The organism is Tateyamaria omphalii, assembly GCF_014651375.1.
Taxonomy (GTDB): Bacteria; Pseudomonadota; Alphaproteobacteria; order Rhodobacterales; family Rhodobacteraceae; genus Tateyamaria; species Tateyamaria omphalii.
Genome location: NZ_BMWT01000004.1, coordinates 391,840 through 410,290, shown reverse-complemented (window position 1 = coordinate 410,290; position 18,451 = coordinate 391,840). Strand labels below are relative to the sequence as shown.

At 58.1% G+C, this 18,451-nt stretch carries 17 protein-coding genes; 5 read left to right on the top strand and 12 right to left on the bottom strand.

All coding sequences use genetic code 11. The annotated features are described in order from the left end of the window. Nucleotides 1-63 precede the first annotated feature (63 nt). Nucleotides 64-1,413: an aminotransferase class III-fold pyridoxal phosphate-dependent enzyme gene (locus IE087_RS15950; protein ID WP_189370352.1), complete on the bottom strand. Its 1,350-nt coding sequence runs from the start codon at nucleotides 1,411-1,413 to the stop codon at nucleotides 64-66. A 195-nt stretch (nucleotides 1,414-1,608) separates the two neighbouring features. On the opposite strand from IE087_RS15950, the gene IE087_RS15945 reads away from it, so the two are divergent. From IE087_RS15945 to IE087_RS15935, 3 genes are read left to right on the top strand one after another with little or no spacing between them, the layout of a single operon-like run. Further along, complete coding sequence (locus tag IE087_RS15945) at nucleotides 1,609-2,616, top strand: ABC transporter substrate-binding protein (protein WP_189370351.1); 1,008 nt, start codon at nucleotides 1,609-1,611, stop codon at nucleotides 2,614-2,616. Between the two features lie 19 nt (nucleotides 2,617-2,635). After that, entirely contained in the window at nucleotides 2,636-3,418 is a 783-nt protein-coding gene (locus tag IE087_RS15940) for an ABC transporter ATP-binding protein (protein ID WP_189370350.1), read from the top strand. Continuing rightward, nucleotides 3,415-4,176, top strand: coding sequence for an ABC transporter permease (locus IE087_RS15935; RefSeq protein ID WP_189370349.1), 762 nt, complete (start codon nucleotides 3,415-3,417; stop codon nucleotides 4,174-4,176). The genes IE087_RS15940 and IE087_RS15935 overlap by 4 nt, the downstream gene beginning before the upstream one ends. 66 nt (nucleotides 4,177-4,242) lie before the next feature. On the opposite strand, the gene IE087_RS15930 is transcribed toward IE087_RS15935, so the two are convergent. Genes IE087_RS15930 through puuE form a run of 3 tightly spaced genes read right to left on the bottom strand, consistent with a single transcriptional unit; the run spans nucleotide 4,243 to nucleotide 6,948 of the window. Further along, nucleotides 4,243-4,734, bottom strand: coding sequence for an ureidoglycolate lyase (locus IE087_RS15930; protein WP_189370348.1), 492 nt, complete (start codon nucleotides 4,732-4,734; stop codon nucleotides 4,243-4,245). Continuing rightward, a complete protein-coding gene (locus IE087_RS15925; RefSeq protein WP_189370347.1) occupies nucleotides 4,721-5,530 on the bottom strand; it encodes a bifunctional allantoicase/(S)-ureidoglycine aminohydrolase in 810 nt (269 codons plus the stop codon). The genes IE087_RS15930 and IE087_RS15925 overlap by 14 nt, the downstream gene beginning before the upstream one ends. Beyond that, nucleotides 5,527-6,948: an allantoinase PuuE gene (puuE, locus tag IE087_RS15920; protein ID WP_189370346.1), complete on the bottom strand. Its 1,422-nt coding sequence runs from the start codon at nucleotides 6,946-6,948 to the stop codon at nucleotides 5,527-5,529. The genes IE087_RS15925 and puuE overlap by 4 nt, the downstream gene beginning before the upstream one ends. Before the next feature lie 62 nt (nucleotides 6,949-7,010). Here puuE and uraH point away from each other — a divergent pair, with 62 nt between their 5' ends. After that, nucleotides 7,011-7,370, top strand: a complete 360-nt coding sequence (uraH, locus tag IE087_RS15915; RefSeq protein ID WP_189370345.1) for a hydroxyisourate hydrolase — start codon at nucleotides 7,011-7,013, stop codon at nucleotides 7,368-7,370. Between the two features lie 1,009 nt (nucleotides 7,371-8,379). On the opposite strand, the gene IE087_RS15905 is transcribed toward uraH, so the two are convergent. Genes IE087_RS15905 through IE087_RS15875 form a run of 7 tightly spaced genes read right to left on the bottom strand, consistent with a single transcriptional unit; the run spans nucleotide 8,380 to nucleotide 17,146 of the window. Further along, nucleotides 8,380-9,117 carry an amino acid ABC transporter ATP-binding protein gene (locus IE087_RS15905; protein ID WP_189370343.1) on the bottom strand — a complete coding sequence of 246 codons (738 nt, stop codon included), beginning with the start codon at nucleotides 9,115-9,117 and terminating at the stop codon, nucleotides 8,380-8,382. A gap of 16 nt (nucleotides 9,118-9,133) precedes the next feature. After that, on the bottom strand, nucleotides 9,134-9,478 hold the full coding sequence (locus tag IE087_RS15900; protein WP_189370342.1) for a RidA family protein: 345 nt from the start codon (nucleotides 9,476-9,478) through the stop codon (nucleotides 9,134-9,136). A 3-nt stretch (nucleotides 9,479-9,481) separates the two neighbouring features. Beyond that, the gene (locus tag IE087_RS15895; RefSeq protein ID WP_189370341.1) at nucleotides 9,482-11,383 is read right to left on the bottom strand and encodes a propionyl-CoA synthetase; all 1,902 of its coding nucleotides are present in this window, start codon (nucleotides 11,381-11,383) and stop codon (nucleotides 9,482-9,484) included. Beyond that, entirely contained in the window at nucleotides 11,380-12,126 is a 747-nt protein-coding gene (locus IE087_RS15890; RefSeq protein WP_189370340.1) for an SDR family NAD(P)-dependent oxidoreductase, read from the bottom strand. Before IE087_RS15890 ends, IE087_RS15895 begins: the two co-directional genes overlap by 4 nt. Nucleotides 12,127-12,137: 11 nt before the next feature. Next, on the bottom strand, nucleotides 12,138-13,784 hold the full coding sequence (locus IE087_RS15885; protein WP_189370339.1) for a hydantoinase B/oxoprolinase family protein: 1,647 nt from the start codon (nucleotides 13,782-13,784) through the stop codon (nucleotides 12,138-12,140). Continuing rightward, nucleotides 13,781-15,868 carry a hydantoinase/oxoprolinase family protein gene (locus tag IE087_RS15880; protein WP_189370338.1) on the bottom strand — a complete coding sequence of 696 codons (2,088 nt, stop codon included), beginning with the start codon at nucleotides 15,866-15,868 and terminating at the stop codon, nucleotides 13,781-13,783. The genes IE087_RS15885 and IE087_RS15880 overlap by 4 nt, the downstream gene beginning before the upstream one ends. Before the next feature lie 3 nt (nucleotides 15,869-15,871). After that, on the bottom strand, nucleotides 15,872-17,146 hold the full coding sequence (locus IE087_RS15875) for an NAD(P)/FAD-dependent oxidoreductase (RefSeq protein WP_189370337.1): 1,275 nt from the start codon (nucleotides 17,144-17,146) through the stop codon (nucleotides 15,872-15,874). Nucleotides 17,147-17,262: 116 nt separating this feature from the next. Here IE087_RS15875 and IE087_RS15870 point away from each other — a divergent pair, with 116 nt between their 5' ends. After that, a complete protein-coding gene (locus IE087_RS15870; protein WP_189370336.1) occupies nucleotides 17,263-17,664 on the top strand; it encodes a rhodanese-like domain-containing protein in 402 nt (133 codons plus the stop codon). A gap of 3 nt (nucleotides 17,665-17,667) precedes the next feature. Here the strand turns inward: IE087_RS15870 and IE087_RS15865 are convergent, their stop codons facing one another. Continuing rightward, the gene (locus tag IE087_RS15865; protein WP_268244650.1) at nucleotides 17,668-18,447 is read right to left on the bottom strand and encodes an IclR family transcriptional regulator; all 780 of its coding nucleotides are present in this window, start codon (nucleotides 18,445-18,447) and stop codon (nucleotides 17,668-17,670) included. Between the last annotated feature and the right edge of the window lie 4 nt (nucleotides 18,448-18,451).

The window sequence follows — 18,451 nt, the reverse complement described above, 5'->3', positions numbered from 1 at the left end:
CAGGTGCCAACCACCAACCAGCTTCAGCACTGTCTCAAGTGCCCAGCACATCACTCACTTTTTTCATACCGCCGCCAATCCAGCATCCAACGCACTCAGTACGCGGGCAATCTCATCTTCCGTCACCACCAGCGGCGGCGACATCATGATGTTATTGCCTCCGATCCGCACCATTGCACCAGCCTCGTAAGTGGCCTTGTGCATGCGCTTCATCGCCTCGGTATCCAGCGGGGTTTTGGACGCCCGATCACTGACCAGTTCCACACCCGTCATCAACCCGTGCCCGCCACGGACATCCCCGACAATGTCATACTTCTCCATCAAGGACACACAGCCATCATAAAGCTGAGTGCCGCGCGGAACCGCATTGGCTTTGGTGTCCAACCGCAACGTTTCCTCCAGACAGGCCGTCACAGCTGCCGCTCCCACCGGATGCGCCGAATAGGTGTAGCCGTGGAAAATCGCGCCATCGGCATCCGCTTTCTCAAACACCTCGGCCACCGCTTCGCTCATCAGCGCGGCCCCAACGGGGAAATAACCCGAGGTGATGCCCTTGGCACAGCTCATCATGTCCGGCTGCACGCCCCAATGGCGTGACCCACTCCAATCACCCGTGCGGCCAAAGCCTGTGATCACTTCATCCGCGATCATCAGGATACCATGCCGGTCGCAAATTTCACGCATCAGCGGCATGAAGGTGTCATGCGGAACGATGACACCGCCCGCCCCCTGAATAGGCTCCATGATAAAGGCGGCAATGCTGCCCGGCCCCTGAAACTGGATCTCGTCCTCCATCGCCGCAGCAACATGCTGGGCCAGCAGCGCCGGGTCCGTTTCATCAAACGGATTGCGATAGGGATACGGCGAGGGCAGGTGAAAACAGCCCGGCATCAGCGGCTCGTAAGCGATGCGAAACCGATTGTTCCCGTTGACCGACGCTCCGCCGAAATGCGTGCCGTGATAGCCTTTCTTCAGCGACAGGAACTTCGTCCGCCCCGGCTCCCCCTTGATGCGATGGTATTGCCGCGCAAGACGCAGGCATGTCTCCACCGAATCCGACCCGCCCGAGGTAAAGAACACCCGCGCCATGCCGTCATCCTCAAAGAACGAACGGACAGCATAAGACGCCTCGATCGCTGTCGGGTTCGACGTGCCAAAGAAGGCGGAATAGTAGGGCAGATCATAAAGTTGCTTGGCAATCGCGTCTTTCACGGCATCGTTGGAATAGCCAAGGTTCACGCACCACAGCCCCCCAACTGCGTCGACCGTTTTATGACCGTCAATATCCTCAATCACCGAGCCTTCAGCCCCTGTGATGATGGTCGGTGCATGGGCCGTCGCCTCGCCCGGATGCCCCATCGGGTGCCACATGTGGCGGGCATTGTTGGCGCGTAGGAAATTGTCGTCTTTCATCTCGGGCCTCCCTCTGGGTTCACCACCACAAGGCCACGAACCGAACGCCCACACAATGCTGATCGAAAGCAATTGCATAATTTTTCAGCACGCCGCACATTCTCGACCCAGAGAAAGCGACGTGGCGGGGGGCCATCCGTTCCGTCCCGGAACAACAGCCCCTAACGTCACGCGGTCACCACCTGGGAGAAACCTATGCTCAAACGTACCCTCGCCGCCTTTGCTGCGACCGCCGCGCTGGCCGGTGCCGCCATGGCCGAAACGCAAGTGCCCTTTGCACTCGACTGGAAATTCGAAGGGCCAGCCGCACCCTATTTCGCCGCCATCGACAACGGTCATTTCGGTGCAGCCGACCTGAATGTTGAAATCTCTGCGGGCCAGGGCTCGCTCGACGCGATACCGAAAGTGGCCTCCGGTGCGTTCCCGATGGGCTTTGCCGACATCAACAGCCTCGTAAAATTCCTGGATCAGAACCCCGGCGCACCAGTGACCGCCGTGATGATGGTCTATGGCAAGCCGCCCTTCGCCATCGTAGGCCGCAAGTCGCTGGGCGTATCCGAGCCCAAAGATCTCGAAGGCCGCGTGCTGGGCGCCCCGCCCCCCGATGGCGCATGGGCACAGTTCCCGGCCTTTGCCACCGCCAACAATCTCGACGTGGACAAGATCACGGTGGAACCCGTAGGCTTCCCCACACGCGAGCCGATGCTGGCAGAAGGCAACGTGGCGGCTGTCACCGGTTTTTCGTTCTCGTCCTTCCTGAACCTCGTGCGCCTGGGCGTGCCCGAAGAAGACATCTCGACCATCCTCATGGCCGACTATGGGCTTGAGCTTTACGGTAACGCGATCATCGCCAACACCGACTTCGCTGCTGAGAATCCCGAGATCGTCACCGGCTTCCTGACGGCCGTCGCTGCCGGTTGGAAAGACGCCATCGCAGACCCGGCCAAGGCCATCGAAAGCCTGGTCGAGCGCAACCCTGCCGCCGACGCAGCATTGGAACAACGCCGCCTGCAACTGGCCATCGATGCCAACGTGCTGACGGATGCGGTTGAGGCAAACGGCATGGGCGCAGTGGATTCCGCACGCATGGCAACGGCGCTGGAGCAATTGGCTGAAACCTACGAGTTCCAGAACGCACCTGACGCCAGCCTGTACTTCACCGACGCGTACCTGCCCGCCGCGGACGCGCGGAAACTCCAGTAAGAAGACAGCGCACGCCCCTATGAGCAATCTCATCAACATCAAGGGCGTGCGCCACGCCTACAAAACACCCTCTGGCCCGTTGCCCGTGCTGGACGGGCTGGAACTGTCCGTGCCCGAAGGCGGCTTTGCCGCCGTCGTCGGCCCCTCTGGCTGCGGCAAGTCCACTCTGACACGGCTGGTCGCCGGACTGATGAAGCCGGACGAGGGCGAGGTCTGGCTCCACGGCGATCTGGTCAAAGGCCCCAAATCCACTGTTGGCATGGCCTTTCAGAACCCCGTCCTACTTGAATGGCGGACCATTCTGCAAAACGTCATGCTGCCGCTTGAAATCGTTTCGACCGGCATGTCCAAACGCCAACAGGAGGCCCGCGCGCGGCACCTTCTCGATCTCGTGGGCTTGTCCGGTTTCGAAGACAAACGCCCGTCAGAGCTGTCCGGCGGGATGCGCCAACGCGCCTCGCTTTGCCGATCTATCGTGCACAAACCCGAAGTGCTGATCCTGGATGAGCCCTTCGGTGCGCTTGACGCCTTCACGCGCGAAGACCTCTGGCAGACCATGCACAAGGTCAAAGCCGAGGAGCCGTTTACTGGCGTCCTGATCACCCACGACCTTCGCGAGAGCATCTTCCTCGCCGATCAGGTGATCGTGCTGTCAGGCCGCCCCGCCAAAACGCAATACGTGATGGACGTTCACCTAACAGGCGAACGTGACATCGAAATGCTCTACACCGCTGAGTCCGCAGACGCGCTGAACATCCTGCGCCAGCAAATCCGCATCGCCCAAGGAAGGGACGCCGCATGACCCTCCGCCAGATTGGCGTGCCGCTCGCCGCCCTCATCCTCTTTGGCCTTTTCTGGGAATGGCTTGTCTGGGTCAACGGCTGGCCCAACTACAAGATGGCCTCGCCTTCCGACATCTGGCCCGCCTTTTGGAAATTCCGGGGCCTGTTCCTCGAATACGGCTGGGACACGCTATGGCGGACCGTTGTGGGCCTGCTGTTGTCGGTGGTCTTCGGCGTCTTCCTAGGCATGATCATGGGCCTGTCACGCACCATGCGCGAGGCGCTCTACCCTTTGTTGGTGGGCTTCAACGCAATCCCCAAGGCGACTGTCGTGCCGATCATTGCCCTGATGTTCGTGGGCCAGCACGACATGAACACGATCCTGATCGCTTTCCTGATCAGCTTTTTCCCCATCGCCGTGTCGGTCAGCATCGGCCTGTCAACGCTGGAGCCGGAATACCGCGACATCCTCGCCTCACTGGGGGCGTCCAAGTTCACGATCTTCTGGAAAATCGCCCTGCCAAAAACTCTGCCCGAGTTCTTCGGTGCGTTGAAAGTGGCCGTCACCCTCGCTTTCATCGGCACCAACCTGATGGAGATTGTAGAACCCCACGGCCGCGGCCTGGGTCACCTGTTCGACAGCGGCAAGATCAGTGCAGACTACCCCCTGATGTTCGCGGTTCTCATTGCTTTGGCGCTGATGGGCATCGTCCTGTATTATGTGGTGGTGGCGCTGGAAAAGGTCTTTGCCGGCTGGGCGGAGCGCAATCCGACGTGATCCAAAGGCCGCCTAGCGGCGACGACATTTTTTGCTTGGGGCTCTGCCCCAAACCCCGAGGTATTTTCAGCCAGAAGAAATGGTGTAGGGCGGATCGAGGTGCACTTCTTCGAGGTTGGCGCCCTCACAGATGCGGTCAATCACCGCAAACAAGCCCGGTGCGTGCAATGGCGTGAGAACACCGTGCCAGGTCCCACGATGAAAGTTGATCGCCTGGCCGGGGGCCGTGAGGAAGGCCAGTGGGGTGCCGGGTGTACCGCCTTGGTCCGGGGCCACAATGACCAAAAACGGGTGTTCCGACATAGGCACGAAGCATTGCGATCCGTCCGGGTGCCGTTCCAGCAGGTCTAGCGTGTAAGGCAGGCTGCGCGGTTCAGCGTTGAACAGGTTGATCCCTGCCCGACCATCGCCAAAGTCCACTTGCGCCCGGTCGTGATACCGCCCGCATTTGCCCGCATTGATGATCTTGTCGGGCTCACCCGCGCAGTCCAGCACGTCGCCGAAGGGGGCAAAAGCCTCTGCCGTCAGGGGCAGCGCCTTGATCTCAAAGCGGGACATGCCGGTTCACGTCCTTGTAGAGCAGATAGCGGAACGGCCCATCGCCGGTGGCGATGCAGGCCTGCGGGCAGAAGGCGCGCAGCCACATGAAGTCGCCGGGGCCGACAGTGACCCACTCCTTGTTCAGCAGGTAGTCCGCCGTGCCCTCCAGCACATACAGCCCATGTTCCATCACATGCGTCTCGGCAAAGGGGATGCGCCCGCCCGGCTGGAAGTTCACGATGTTCACGTGGCAGTCGTAGCGCAGATCCAGCGGGTCCAGAAACCGCTGCGTGGCCCACAGATCGCCACAGTCGGGCATCGGTGCCGGGGGTACATCGAGGTCGTGAGTCACCACGGGTTCGGGCAGGCTCAGCCCCTCGGCCCCGACATATTTCTTGCGGATCCAATGCACGCCGCAGGCCTGGTTCGATCGGTTCCACAGCGTCCACCGCGCCCCCGGCGGGATATAGGCAAAACTACCGGAGCGCAGTTCATGCAGGTCCGCACCGAGCGTCAGGTGGACCGTGCCGTGGGCCACGAACAGAATGGCCTGCGCATCCATGTCCGGCTCCGGGGCGTTGCTGCCACCTTCTGGGGCCAGCTCCACCGCGTATTGGGCAAAGGTCTCTGCAAACCCGCTCAGAGGCCGGGCGAGGATCCAGGCCCGCGTGCCGTCCCATCCAGGCAGAAATGACGTGACGATGTCCCGCTGAACCGAGGCAGGGATCACGGCATAGGCTTCGGTGAAGATGGCCGTGCTTTCGGGGTGTTCGTTCTGGCTGGGCAAGCCGCCCGGGGGAAAGGCGTAGGTCATTCCATCGCCTCCAGCCGTATCCGGGCAATGCGTTCAACCTGACGGCAGGCCTCAGCCATCTCAACATCCGTTTCATTGCCAATACGCCGCTCAAAGGCGCGCAAAATGCCCGCCTTGTCGTGATCCTTGACCGCGATGATGAAGGGAAAGCCGTGCTTTTCTGTATAGCTGGCATTGAGCCGCTCGAAACTGCTGCGTTCCTCGTCTGTCAGCGCATCCAGACCCGCACTCGCCTGTTCTTCGGTGCTCTCAGCCGTCAAACGCTTGGCCGCAGCCAGCTTGCCCGCCAGATCGGGATGCGCCCGCAAGACATCCAACCGCTTGTCTTGTGTTGCTGCGCGAAACACCCGGCAGAGCGCATTGTGCAGCCCCTGCGGGGTGTCATGCGCAGGCCCCAATTCAAGCGCATAGGCGCCTTCGGCAATCCAGGGCGAATGCTCAAACACGCCACCAAACGCCTCGACAAAAGCGGTACGATCCAGATGAATCCACCCGCGCTCAGGCTTGGGCGGATGAACCTCGGCCCAATGCGCCGCAATATCCTGCCGCCGGGCACACCACACGCCCTCATGCCCCTGAACATATTCGATGAAGCGGCGCAGCGCCTGCACACGACCGGGCCGCCCGACAAGGCGACAGTGCAGACCAATGGACATCATCGCGGGCCGTCCCGCCGCCCCCTCGGCATAGAGCGCATCAAACGTATCCCGCAGATAGGCAAAGAACTGATCGCCCGCATTAAATCCCTGCGGCGTGGCAAAGCGCATGTCGTTGCAATCAAGCGTGTAGGGCAAAATCAGCTGATCCCGCGCACCCAACCGCGCCCAATAAGGCAGATCATCGTCATAGGTGTCGCTGATCCAGTCCATGCCCCGCTCGGCCGCCAACCAGACCGTATTTTCGGAACACCGACCCGTGTACCAGCCGCGCGGGCGGTGCCCTGTCACCTGCGTGTGCAGCGCAATGGCGGCATCCATGTCCGCCGCCTCATCCTCAACCGAATGATCCTTGTAGTCGATCCACTTCAGCCCGTGTGACGCGATCTCCCACTCGGCCTCCTGCATCGCCTCCACCTGCGCAGGCGAACGCGCCAGGGCCGTCGCCACGCCATAAACGGTCACCGGCACGCGCGCCTCGGTGAAAAAACGATGCAACCGCCAGAACCCGGCACGCGCGCCGTAGTCGTAAATGGATTCCATGTTCCAATGCCGCTGCCCGGGCCAGGGTGCTGCCCCCACAATCTCTGACAGAAACGCCTCAGAGGCCGCATCACCATGCAGCAGGCAATTCTCGCCGCCCTCCTCGTAGTTCAGAACAAAGGACACCGCGATGCGCGCACCACCCGGCCACGCCGCATCCGGTCTATCGGCCCCATGGCCATGAAAATCGCGCGGATAGCGCGGTGGCAACTCGGCCATGGACTTCCCCAGACAATCAAGGTGAGATGCCACCAATCTGCGACCAAACAAGGGGATATGCAATGGCCACCGGATACCTCACCACCCATGTCCTCGACACCGCGAGAGGCTTGCCCGCAGCGGGCATCAAGATCGCGCTCTACCGCGTGTCCGGCAACAGCCACAAAAAGATCGCCGAGGCTGAGACAAATGCAGATGGCCGCACCGATGGGCCCATCCTGCCGCAAGGCAAGCTCAAGCAGGGACATTACGAGCTGATCTTTTTTTGCAACGACTATCTCGATCGGCACAACCTCAGCACGGACACGATCAAATTTCTCGACCAGGTACCGATCAGGTTCGGCGTGGCTGATGATGACGCGCACTACCACGTTCCGCTGTTGCTGTCCCCTTACGGGTATTCGACCTATCGGGGCAGTTGAGTATTGCACTTGGAGCAGAGCATTCTGCGTTCAGTTGCGGGCATTCAGGGGGCGACAACGGCCATCTATCCCCGTGTTTCTGTGCCAGCGATTTGGCGTGCCTCTCGCAACGCTTCAGGCGCTGGTGGACGCATTCAGAGCGCATTGTTGAATTCGGCAATTCCGCCACTCTGGGTGGCACAATTGGGGACCCTTGAACCGTGCATGGGCTCCCAAAGGAGTATGGCGATGTGGCATAAAGAGCGACCGGAGAATTGTTTTGGTGCAGGATGCCGGGCGTTCGGTTGGTTGACAGAAATTTCACTGCTCAGAACGAGCCTAGGCGGCAACGTCGAAACAAGGGTGGCCCCACGATGCTCGTCGATTAGAGTTGGTAAACAAGCGTTTGAAGCCTGTGCTCACAGGAGGACGCTCATCGATATCTCCACCAAACAAGCGCAACCAACTACCACATTTTGCGCATCCGAAATGACGGTCAAGTTGGCGCATTACATGTGGACCGAGAAAGACAGGTTTTTTTGCATGGGACGATCCACATCGTTGGGATGTCACCTTGCTGAGGTCTACAACTGTCGATGCACCACAAAACCATAGCCTCCTGAAAAATCATGGTTTTTTCACCCATCCATCGATGAAGTGGGCACAAAGTCTGGTTGGTCTAGTACAGACTTCGTAAATCACTATGTCCTGCGATCTGGAACACCACTCGGTTTGGCATCGGTTTGGACGCCAAATCCACCGAGAACACTGTCTCTTTATTTCGCCCAGCGAGAGCGCCACCGAACCCGAAAAGAACCAATATCAGACCGACTGGCATCACGATGGACGCAGCTTTGACAAACGCGCCCTTTACCGTACAAGCCGCCGTCGACAGCAGCACCTGCAGGCTCCTATAACATCGGCAATGGTTCTTCCGAATATTGGTTTGGATCGCCATGTCCAATGTTTGGGCTTCAAAAGACATCTAAGTGAGATGGGTGGTGTTCTCACTTATGGTAAACCTCGCACACTAGTGACTGAGAACCTGATCCAAGAAAACCTTCGTCCGCTCGCTTTTCGGACTATTGAAAAAGCTCTCGGGGTCACCTTCTTCGATGATTTCGCCAGCGTCCATGAAGATTACGCGGTCCGCAACTTTGCGGGCAAACCCCATTTCATGTGTGACGCAGATCATCGTCATACCTTCCTGTGCCAGCGTCACCATCACGTCGAGCACTTCACCAATCATTTCCGGATCAAGCGCCGAGGTCGGTTCATCAAACAGCAGGATTTCCGGCTTCATGCACAACGCTCTGGCGATGGCCACACGCTGTTGCTGACCGCCTGACAATTGTCCGGGGTATTTTTCCGCCTGATTGGCGATCTGCACCTTGGTCAGAAATTCCATAGCCGTTTCCTCGGCCTCTTCTTTGGAAATCTTTCGTGCAAGCATCGGCGCCAGAGTGCAATTCTCCATGATGCTGAGATGCGGGAACAAGTTGAAGTGTTGGAAGCACATACCAACCTCTCTACGCATTTCTTCGATGTTAGGGGCGTCCGCACTGATTTCCTCGCCATTGATCAAGATGGCGCCGGACTGATGCTCCTCCAACTGATTGATGGTGCGGATCATAGTAGACTTTCCGGAACCTGACGGTCCGCAAACAACGAGCACTTCACCTTTGGCGACGGAGAGGTTCACATCGCGCAGCGCGTGATATGTCCCATACCACTTGTTGACCAGTTGCATTTCTACCGCTGACTGCATGATACTCTCCCTATCGCTATGGCTTGATGGCCGCGGTTACGATGATTTCAACTTTCAATATGTCTCTGGCGAGTTTCGCTTCACCGCAGGCCCGCGCTGGGGCATGTTCGGAAGGAATCCAGGCATCCCAAACAGCGTTCATTTCCTGGAAATCCGCCATATTGGCGAGCCAGATGGTCGCTTGCAGGATGTGAGAGCGGTCAGACCCGGCCTCCCCCAACAAGGCGTCAACGCGGGCAAGGCAGTCTTGGGTCTGTTCGGTCACATTGTCCCCGACCCCAACCTGCCCGCAGAGATAGACGACACCGTTGTGTTTGACGATTTTGCTCATCCGGTCGGATGTGTGAAGGCGTTCAATCATATTTTATCCAATTAACTCACGGGCGCCGAGCGCCTCAGTGATTTCATCAAGAATAGCGGGGTCATCAATCGCCGCCGGCGTCTTGTATTCCGCACCATCCGCGATCTTTTGCATGGTGCCACGTAGCACTTTGCCCGAACGGGTTTTGGGCAGGCGCTTTACCCGCAACGCGGTCTTAAATGCAGCAACGGCGCCAATCTTGCTGCGGACCAGTTGAACCAGCTCTTTTTCAAGCTCTGGCGCGGGCATCGTTACCCCGTCGTTGGTGACATAGAATCCAAGAGGCATCTGGCCTTTCAACGGATCCGCCTTGCCGACCACGGCGCATTCGGCGATGTCAGGGTGGCTGGCCAGCACCTCCTCCATGGCGCCGGTGGACAGGCGGTGCCCCGCCACATTGATGATGTCATCGGTGCGCGCCATGATGAAGACATAGCCATCCTCATCAATGATCCCGGCATCCGAGGTGGCGTAGTAGCCCGGAAACTCTTCCATATAGGACGACAGAAAGCGCTCCGGCGCATTCCAGAGCGTCGGAAAGCCGGAGGGCGGCAAGGGCAGTTTGCAAACGATGTTACCAAGGGTGCCCGGCGGAACCGGGTTGCCCTCATCATCAAGCACTTGAACATCATAGCCCGGCATAGGCTTGCCCGGAGAACCGACCCTGATCGGAAAGGCGCCAAGACCCACAGGGTTGCCGGACATGGCCCATCCAGTTTCCGTTTGCCACCAATGGTCGATTACCGGACGGTCCAGCTTCTGCTGCGCCCATTCAATGGTCGCCGGGTCTGACCGTTCGCCCGCAAGAAACAGCGTGCGGAAATGGCAGAGGTCGTAGTCGCCGATCAGCTTGCCGTGCGGGTCTTCTTTCTTAATTGCCCGAAACGCGGTCGGCGCGGTAAACAATGCCGTGACCTTGTGATCCTGAATGACCCGCCAGAATGCGCCGGCGTCGGGGGTCCCGACAGGTTTGCCTTCATACATGACCGTGGCGCAACCATGAAGCAGCGGGCCATAGCAGATGTAGGAATGCCCCACGACCCAGCCCACATCGGAAGCGGCCCAGAACACCTCGCCAGGCTTCAGGCCGTAGTGATGCTCCATCGTCCATTTCAACGCCACCATATGCCCGCCGGTATCGCGGACAACACCCTTGGGCTGCCCCGTGGTGCCGGAGGTATAGAGAATATAGGCCGGGTCCGTTGCCAGAACCGGGACACATTCGGTGCCCTGCCCTGCTGCCACTGCAGCATCGACATGCTCCGCATAGTCCAGATCACGGCCTTCGATCAGGTCGCACGGGTGGACATCGCGTTGAAGGATCAAACAGCCACTTGGCTTTTCATCAACGATGTCAATTGCCTCGTCCAATAGCGGTTTATAGGCAATCACGCGTCCCGGTTCGATCCCGCAAGAGGCAGAGATAATGACCTTGGGCGCAGCATCATCAATACGAGTGGCCAGTTCGTTGGCGGCAAAGCCCCCAAAAACCACCGAATGGATCGCGCCGAGACGAGCACAGGCCAGCATGGCAAAAACCGCCTCTGGCACCATCGGCATATAGATGATGACCCGGTCTCCGTGCCCCACACCCATGCCCCTCAGTACATGGGCCAACGCACTCACATGGGCCGTGGCCTCGGCAAAGGTGAACCGGCTCACGCTGTCGGTGACCGGGCTGTCATGGATCAGGGCGATACGGTCGCCATGTCCGGCCCCGACATGTCGGTCAAGGCAATTGTAGCAGGTGTTGCAGGTCGCGCCGTCGAACCAGCGACCATACACGCCTTTTTCTGCATTGAAGACGGATGTGGCGGGCGTAAACCAATCGATCTGCTGGCCTGCCTCTTCCCAAAAGCTGACAGGGTTCGATTGCCAAGCGGAATATGCGTCTTCGTAGCTCATGACATCACGTAGTTGAGCCCAAGTCGGCCGCCATCGACATAGATCGTCTCGCCCGTCACATAGCTGGACTTGGACGAACAAAGAAATGCTACGACATCGGCGATTTCGCGCGCGCTGCCAGCCCGGCCCAGTGGGGTGCGCGACATGGCCATTTTGTAGGCTTGCGGGTTGGCGTTTACGCCTGCCATCATCTCGGTATCAATCGAACCAGGGCCAACAGCGTTTACGCGGATGTTATTCTTGGCGAGTGCAAGTGCAGCCACTTTGGTCAGTTGCATGACCCCGCCTTTGGAGGCGCAATAGGCCGGGATCGCCGGGATTGCGACTTGTGCGTTGATCGAAGACATATTGACGATGGCGCCTTCGATGCCCTCGTCTACCATTGTTTTCGCAGCCCGCTGAGTGGCCACAAAAACCCCACGTAGATTGACACCCAAAACGGCGTCAAAGGCAGCCAGATCGTAAGACAGGAAATCACCGGGTATCGCAATGCCTGCATTGTTGACCAGCGCACTGACCGGGCCATGGTCGGCCTCGATGGCGTCAAAAAGTGTACCAATCGCATCCACATCGCCAAAATCACAAACATAGCCTGCACCACCCAGACGCGTGCCTTCGGCTTCGACTTCTGGCTTGATGTCAGCCAGAATAACCTTGTAGCCATCTTCGGCCAGAGCCTCGGCGCAGGCCAGCCCGATGCCTTGTGCCGCACCGGAAATCAATGCAATTGGCGTGTCACTCATGCGTCTTTTCCTCATTCATATCCGTAATTTGATTTGGCCTGTTCGGGCGTGATGAACCCAGCTTTCAAATCTGCTACCACTTGGTCTTTGGGCCGTTCGGACGCGGCACCAAACCCACCACCACCGGGCAGGCTGAGGCGCAGGCGTTGGCCATTCTTCACCAGCTGCCGCCCCTTGGATGGCAGTTCGGTTCCGTCTGACAATTCAACTTTGCCTGCAGCACCCGGACTGCCGCCATCGCGCCCACGGGCCGCATTCTTGACCCGGTCAAACATAGCATTGAAGTAGAAATCATACCCCTCACGCGCTTCAATCTCGATTGTTTGGCCAAGCCCGCCCCTCTGTGCACCAGCCCCGCCAGATCCTGCCCGCAAATCCTTGCGCCAGACGGTGATCGGCCCAACATGCTCTGTGGCCTCAACGCTCATCGTGGATACGCCAGAGGGAAACGCCGTCGCGGACAACCCGTCGTGGGACGGCCGCGCACCGGTACCGCCTGAATTGAACATCAGGATCTCCCTGCGGGGTAGATTACTGGCTGGATCACTGGCGCGCGCCGATATCTGGATATTCCACAAGGCCGACGCCCCTTCGGCAGGCACGGTATTCGGCAACGCTTTATGTAGGGCTCCCAAAACCACGTCGGGCACCAAATGCCCCATGACGTGGCGCACGGAAACGGGTGCGGGCCGTTTGGCCGCCAGTATGCAGCCTTCGGGTGCGGTGATCTGGAACGGTTCGAGCGAGCCGGTGTTGTTGGGCACCTGCGGCGCAATTGCGCATTTCAGCCCGTAGCAGGCATAGGCACGGGTATAAACTTCGGGGCAGTTGACGCCGAATTTACTCATTCCCGATGTGCCCGCAAAATCCGCAATCAGACTGTCGCCTTTGATGTCCAGCCGCACCTGCATGTCCACCGGCGCATCGTAACCATCGACCTGCATGGCGTGGTCAAAGCTGCCATCCGGCACTTTGGCGATGGCCGCTAGCGTGGCTTTGCGGCTGGTCTCGATGATGAACTCCGACAGCGCATCAATGTCATCACTGCCAAACTCATCCAGCATCGCCTGCAGGCGTCGGTCACCGGCTTCGTTACACGCCGCAAGCGAATAGATGTCTCCTACTGTTTGATCCGGTGTCCGCACATTGGCCCGGATCAGGCGGACCAAGTCCTTTGACACCTGCCCCCGTTCGGCAAATTTCATGATCGGGATCAGCAGACCTTCTTCAAAAACCTCATTCCCGTCCGGCCCAAAACCGCGCCCACCGATGTCGACCACATGGGCCGTGCAGGCGAAATAGCCGATATGGGTGCCTTTGCGGAACACCGGACTAACAATGGTGATATCGTGCAGATGCCCTGTACCCATCCATGGGTCGTTGGTGATCAGGACATCGCCTTCGAAAATATCCTGCACACCAATTTCGGCGACGAAGTGCGTCACACTTTCGGCCATGGCATTCACATGGCCCGGCGTTCCTGTCACAGCTTGCGCGATCATCCGACCTTGACGATCAAAAAGACCTGCCGAAAGATCGCCTGCCTCACGGACCGAGGTTGAGAAGGCGGTTCGGATCAGTGTTGTGGCCTGTTCTTCGACAACCGCGATCAGGCGGTTCCACATGATCTGAAGGTCGATGCTGCTAGGGGTACTCATGCCGCCGTCTCCTTACGCAAGAGCAATAAGCTGCCGTCGCCTTGCCCCACCACGCGGAAAGCAGACGTTACAATTGTGGTCGTTTCACGCTCTACGACAATGGCCGGCCCGTCGACTGCGGTGCCAGGAGTCAATGCTTCGCGGGCAACCTCCTGAGCGGTGACCGTGCGACGCAGGGCTGCGTCGTAAAACTCACGCTCGCGCAAAATAGCAATGGGTGTTCCGCTGCGGTGCCCATCGGCCTTTGAAACGTCTTCCAAAACCGTCGACACGATCAAGGACCAGTTGGTAATTTCGCAGGCCAACCCATCAATGGTGCGTCCGAACAGTACACGGTAGGCATCTTCAAAAGCCGCCAAGATCGTGGCGCTATCACTGTCTTCAAACGTCTTGTGCGATAGAGAGACTGGGATTTCCCAACCCTGACCTGAATAGCGCATGAAGGCGGTGAGTTTCGTCTTGATCGGCTGCCCCGTAGCGCCCGCCTCGACAAAGGTGCGGGCCTCGGCCTCGAGCTCAGTCAGTAATCTGTTTACGGCGCCCGCATCAAAGGCCGACAACCGCTGGAACATCCCGCGCGAGGCCTCATAGCTGAATGGCGCTTTCAAAAACCCAATGGCAGAACCCACGCCCGCGCCTGGCGGGATCAGCAAAGCGTTAATCCCCAGCTTTTCGCACAGCCTGCAGGCATGCAATGGCGCGCCTCCGCCAAAACCCACCAAAGTGAAGTGCTCGATGTCACGACCATTCTCGACGGTGTGAACACGCGCGGCATTGGCCATGTTTTCATCGACCATCTCAGTCACACCAAAGGCAGCGTCTTGCACGCTAAGCCCCGTCAGTTCCGTCAGTCGCGCGGTGACTGCAGCGTTTGAGGCAGAGGGGTGCAGCGGGATCGCGCCGCCCGCAAAAAAAGTCGGATCAAGTCGGCCCAGTAACAGGTTCGAATCTGTGACTGTCGGCTCTTTTCCACCGCGCCCATAGCAGGCGGGACCGGGTTCTGAGGCGGCTGACTTTGGACCCACCTGAATGCGCCCCATGGCATCAATGGAAGCAATTGACCCACCACCGGCGCCAATTTCCACCATCTCGACCACTGGAGTCGAAACGGTCATGCCCGACCCTTTCTTGAACCGATAGGTGCGCGCAACTTCAAAGGTGTTTGCTGTCTTGGGCGTGCCTTCCTCGATTAAGCAAATCTTGGCAGTGGTGCCGCCCATATCAAAGCTCAGCACCTTATTCAGTCCATGCGCACGAGCGAAGTCTGCAGCAAATATCGCCCCCCCCGCCGGCCCGGACTCCAGCAAGCGGACAGGTTGCTCGGACGCATCTTGTACAGACATCAACCCGCCTCCCGAATGCAGCATGTAGACCGGCGCAGACACGCCCTTGTCACGCAGACGGCTCACGAGGCGACCCAAGTAGTCGGCAACTTGTGGCTGTACATAGGCGTTCGCGATCACCGTATTGAACCGGGGTAACTCGCGCATCTGTGGCGAGATAACTGAGGAGATCGAGACAGAAAGCTCCGGTGCTTCGGCCTGCAAAGCTTCCGCCATTGCAACTTCATGGACGTCATTGGCGTAGGAATGCATCAACCCGATGGCGACGGCCTCATACCCGCCATCCAAAACTTGCTGCACCATCTGCTGAACTTCACCGGCATCAAGCGGAAGTAAAACTTCGCCCGACGGCCCCATACGTTCATTCAGCGTAAATCGATCCTGTCGCGGAACCAGCGGCGTGGGCAACGTCAGGTTCAGGTCATATTGCTCAAACCGGTTTTCAGACCGCATCTCGATCACATCCCGAAACCCTTCGGTCGTGATAAAAGCCAGCTTCGCCCCACGGCGTTCGATCAACGCGTTGGTCACAAGCGTTGTACCATGAATGACTTGTTCAATCTCCCCCAAACCAACTCCCGCCTGAGAGGCAGCAAGCGCGATCCCATCCAAAATGGCCTGTTCTGGTTGACTGTAGTTGGTAAGCACCTTGCAGGTGGACAAATTCCCCCCATGATCCAGAGCCACATCGGTGAAAGTTCCGCCGATATCCACACCGACACGGGTCTTGAAATACGTCATATCCTAGATCGCCTTGAGTACTTGGTTGGCTGTAAACGCTGATTGATAGATGCGCGAAAAGATCGGCGCTGAGCGTACAGTCCTCATATCGGTCATAGGCAAAGGCAGATCAGTGCGATCCATGCCCGTCAAAAGCCCGGCCATCGTTTCACCAAACATCGTTCCGGTTGTTATGCCGCGCCCGTTGTATCCAATTGGCGTGAACAGGTTGGTTTCAAGTTCGTAGATACGCGGCAGGTGATCCGGTGTCATAGCAATCTGACCATGCCAGGCCTCGTCAAATTCAACCGGTCCCAGATCCGGGAAAATCCGCTCGATCTGCCTCTTCGCCCAACGGTGGGACAGACCGCGATCCTTGCTGCCCACAACCTTTCCCATTGATCCGACAAGCAAACGATCGAACGCATCGCGGCGGATATTGAACATGATTTGTCCGGTATCCCAAAGGCCCTGCTTACCCGGCAGAATATGATCCGCTTCCGGTCCCATGGGCTTTGTCGCCAGTTGAAAGTAATGGATCATGGTGAAAATGCGGTTGAGATCAGGCCAAAGCTCGTCGGTGTAGGCGTTTGTGCCCAAAACCACTGCCTTGGCGGTCAACGTTCCTTTATCGGTTTCTACTCTCCACAAATCACCATCCCGAACGAGCTTCTTAGCCCGTATTCCTGTGCTGATCTTTGCCCCGGCACCCAAGGCTGCACGTGCAAGGCCCCGGCAGTACCCCATTGGATTGATCGTGCCACATCGGTGGTCCAAGAGACCGCCAAAAAAACGCTTGGTCCCGATCATCTCCGAGACTTCGGAGCGGGTAAGCAGATCGACCGGTTCTCCCAATCGAACCCACTCCTTGTGTCGCTCCTTTAAATCAACAAAGCCGCTTGGACCGTGCGCCGCATGGATTGTTCCGGTGCGTGTGACTTCACACCGAATCTGATGCTTCTCGATCAGCGAAAAGACATATTCTGGGCCGCTACCAAACTTCTTGATGAACCGGGGGCCGTAAGTTGTGCCTAACTTCTCACGGACCTTTTGTGGCGGCAACCAAAGGGCAGCATTGACCAGCCCACAGTTCCGTCCAGACCCACCAAAACCGATCTGCTTGGCTTCAATGACGTGCGCAGAGAGCCCTGTTTCCGCGCAGTGCAACGCTGTCGAAAGGCCGGTGAAACCGCCACCAACAATGGCAACGTCGACAGTCACATCACCGAGGTCTTCATTCGAGTAATCTTCCTCGGCCGAAGAGGAATCCCACAACGAAATAGCAGCTTCTTTGGTCATGGAGGCACCCTATTAAAAGTAATGACTGTCAGAACGGGCAGTATTCCAAGAGGTTGCAACAGAGGTGCAGTCGTGTCAATATGTGAAATATCTGTTCTAAATAATGGCACATTGACATGAAGAAGCTAAAAACCACTGCGGCGGAAATGGTGAAAGCGGCGCGTAGCCGCATCGCTGAGATTGAAACCGCAGACCTCATTGGAATGTTGCAGGACCCGAATGTCGTCATCGTTGACATCCGCGACATCCGAGAGCGGCAGCGCAGCGGCGCGATTCCGGGATCTGTCCACGCGCCGCGTGGCATGATCGAGTTCTGGGTTGATCCCGATAGCCCCTACTTCAAGGAAGTCTTTGGCCAGGAGGGCAAGAAATACGTGTTCCACTGCGCATCAGGCTGGCGCTCTGCGCTGACGGTGGCCACCCTTAAGGACATGGGTTTTGAAGCCGCGCACCTCAAAGAAGGCTTTTCGACCTGGGCGGAAAAGGGCGGCCCTATCGAGGAAATCAAAAAGAAGTAGCGCTCAGGTCTTTGCGACCTTACTCGAAACACTTGTGGCGGCATGCGCCACAAGTGACCCCAGCCAGTCGATGCCTTTGTCCGGCATGTTCACAATCGGGAGCGATATACCAAGTGCCGCAATCGGTTTGCCATTTGGCAAGCAAACAGCAGCACCGACACTCAATATTTTGTCGCGAAACTCGCCCTTGTCATAAGCGTAGCCGCGACGCCGAGTTTCTTCCATATCTGCATCGAGATCGGTGAGGTTGGTCAGGGTCAGCTCTGTATGCCGGGTCAGTCGCCCGCTGATCTGAGGTCGCAATTCCTTGTAGTCCTGCGCCAAGATCGCCTTGCCCGTGCCGACACAGTGCAACGGTGCCGATCCACCAACCGGGTTCCATGACCTGATGGGCTTCAGGCTGTCGCGCTTGTCGATATAGATGACTGACAAATCCTCCAGAACGGCGAGATAAATCGCCTCTCCGGTCTCCGAAGACAAATACTTCATCTCGGGAGCCGCCAATTCCCTAAGATTGAGGTTATCCAGTAGAATTCGTCCGACCTGCCATGTCTTTAAAGTTGCGGCATAGGTCTTATCAGGGTTCTGGCGCACATATCCCAGCACCGAGAGCGATTGCAAAAGCCGGAACGTGTTGGATTTTGTCAGTTCCAAGGACTTGGCAAGTTCCGTTACACCCATACTCGAAGATGACCCTGCAAGCGTTTCCAAAATAGAAAGGCCTTTTGACAGGGTTGAGTCTACTTTCGGCTCTTTTACTTCGGCGATGGGATCATCCTCCAACTCA

Coding starts and splice junctions, on each gene's coding strand:
- IE087_RS15950 (WP_189370352.1), bottom strand. CDS start 1,413: ATGAAAGACGACAATTTCCTACGCGCCAACAATGCCCGCCACATGTGG.
- IE087_RS15945 (WP_189370351.1), top strand. CDS start 1,609: ATGCTCAAACGTACCCTCGCCGCCTTTGCTGCGACCGCCGCGCTGGCC.
- IE087_RS15940 (WP_189370350.1), top strand. CDS start 2,636: ATGAGCAATCTCATCAACATCAAGGGCGTGCGCCACGCCTACAAAACA.
- IE087_RS15935 (WP_189370349.1), top strand. CDS start 3,415: ATGACCCTCCGCCAGATTGGCGTGCCGCTCGCCGCCCTCATCCTCTTT.
- IE087_RS15930 (WP_189370348.1), bottom strand. CDS start 4,734: ATGTCCCGCTTTGAGATCAAGGCGCTGCCCCTGACGGCAGAGGCTTTT.
- IE087_RS15925 (WP_189370347.1), bottom strand. CDS start 5,530: ATGACCTACGCCTTTCCCCCGGGCGGCTTGCCCAGCCAGAACGAACAC.
- puuE (WP_189370346.1), bottom strand. CDS start 6,948: ATGGCCGAGTTGCCACCGCGCTATCCGCGCGATTTTCATGGCCATGGG.
- uraH (WP_189370345.1), top strand. CDS start 7,011: ATGGCCACCGGATACCTCACCACCCATGTCCTCGACACCGCGAGAGGC.
- IE087_RS15905 (WP_189370343.1), bottom strand. CDS start 9,117: ATGCAGTCAGCGGTAGAAATGCAACTGGTCAACAAGTGGTATGGGACA.
- IE087_RS15900 (WP_189370342.1), bottom strand. CDS start 9,478: ATGATTGAACGCCTTCACACATCCGACCGGATGAGCAAAATCGTCAAA.
- IE087_RS15895 (WP_189370341.1), bottom strand. CDS start 11,383: ATGAGCTACGAAGACGCATATTCCGCTTGGCAATCGAACCCTGTCAGC.
- IE087_RS15890 (WP_189370340.1), bottom strand. CDS start 12,126: ATGAGTGACACGCCAATTGCATTGATTTCCGGTGCGGCACAAGGCATC.
- IE087_RS15885 (WP_189370339.1), bottom strand. CDS start 13,784: ATGAGTACCCCTAGCAGCATCGACCTTCAGATCATGTGGAACCGCCTG.
- IE087_RS15880 (WP_189370338.1), bottom strand. CDS start 15,868: ATGACGTATTTCAAGACCCGTGTCGGTGTGGATATCGGCGGAACTTTC.
- IE087_RS15875 (WP_189370337.1), bottom strand. CDS start 17,146: ATGACCAAAGAAGCTGCTATTTCGTTGTGGGATTCCTCTTCGGCCGAG.
- IE087_RS15870 (WP_189370336.1), top strand. CDS start 17,263: ATGAAGAAGCTAAAAACCACTGCGGCGGAAATGGTGAAAGCGGCGCGT.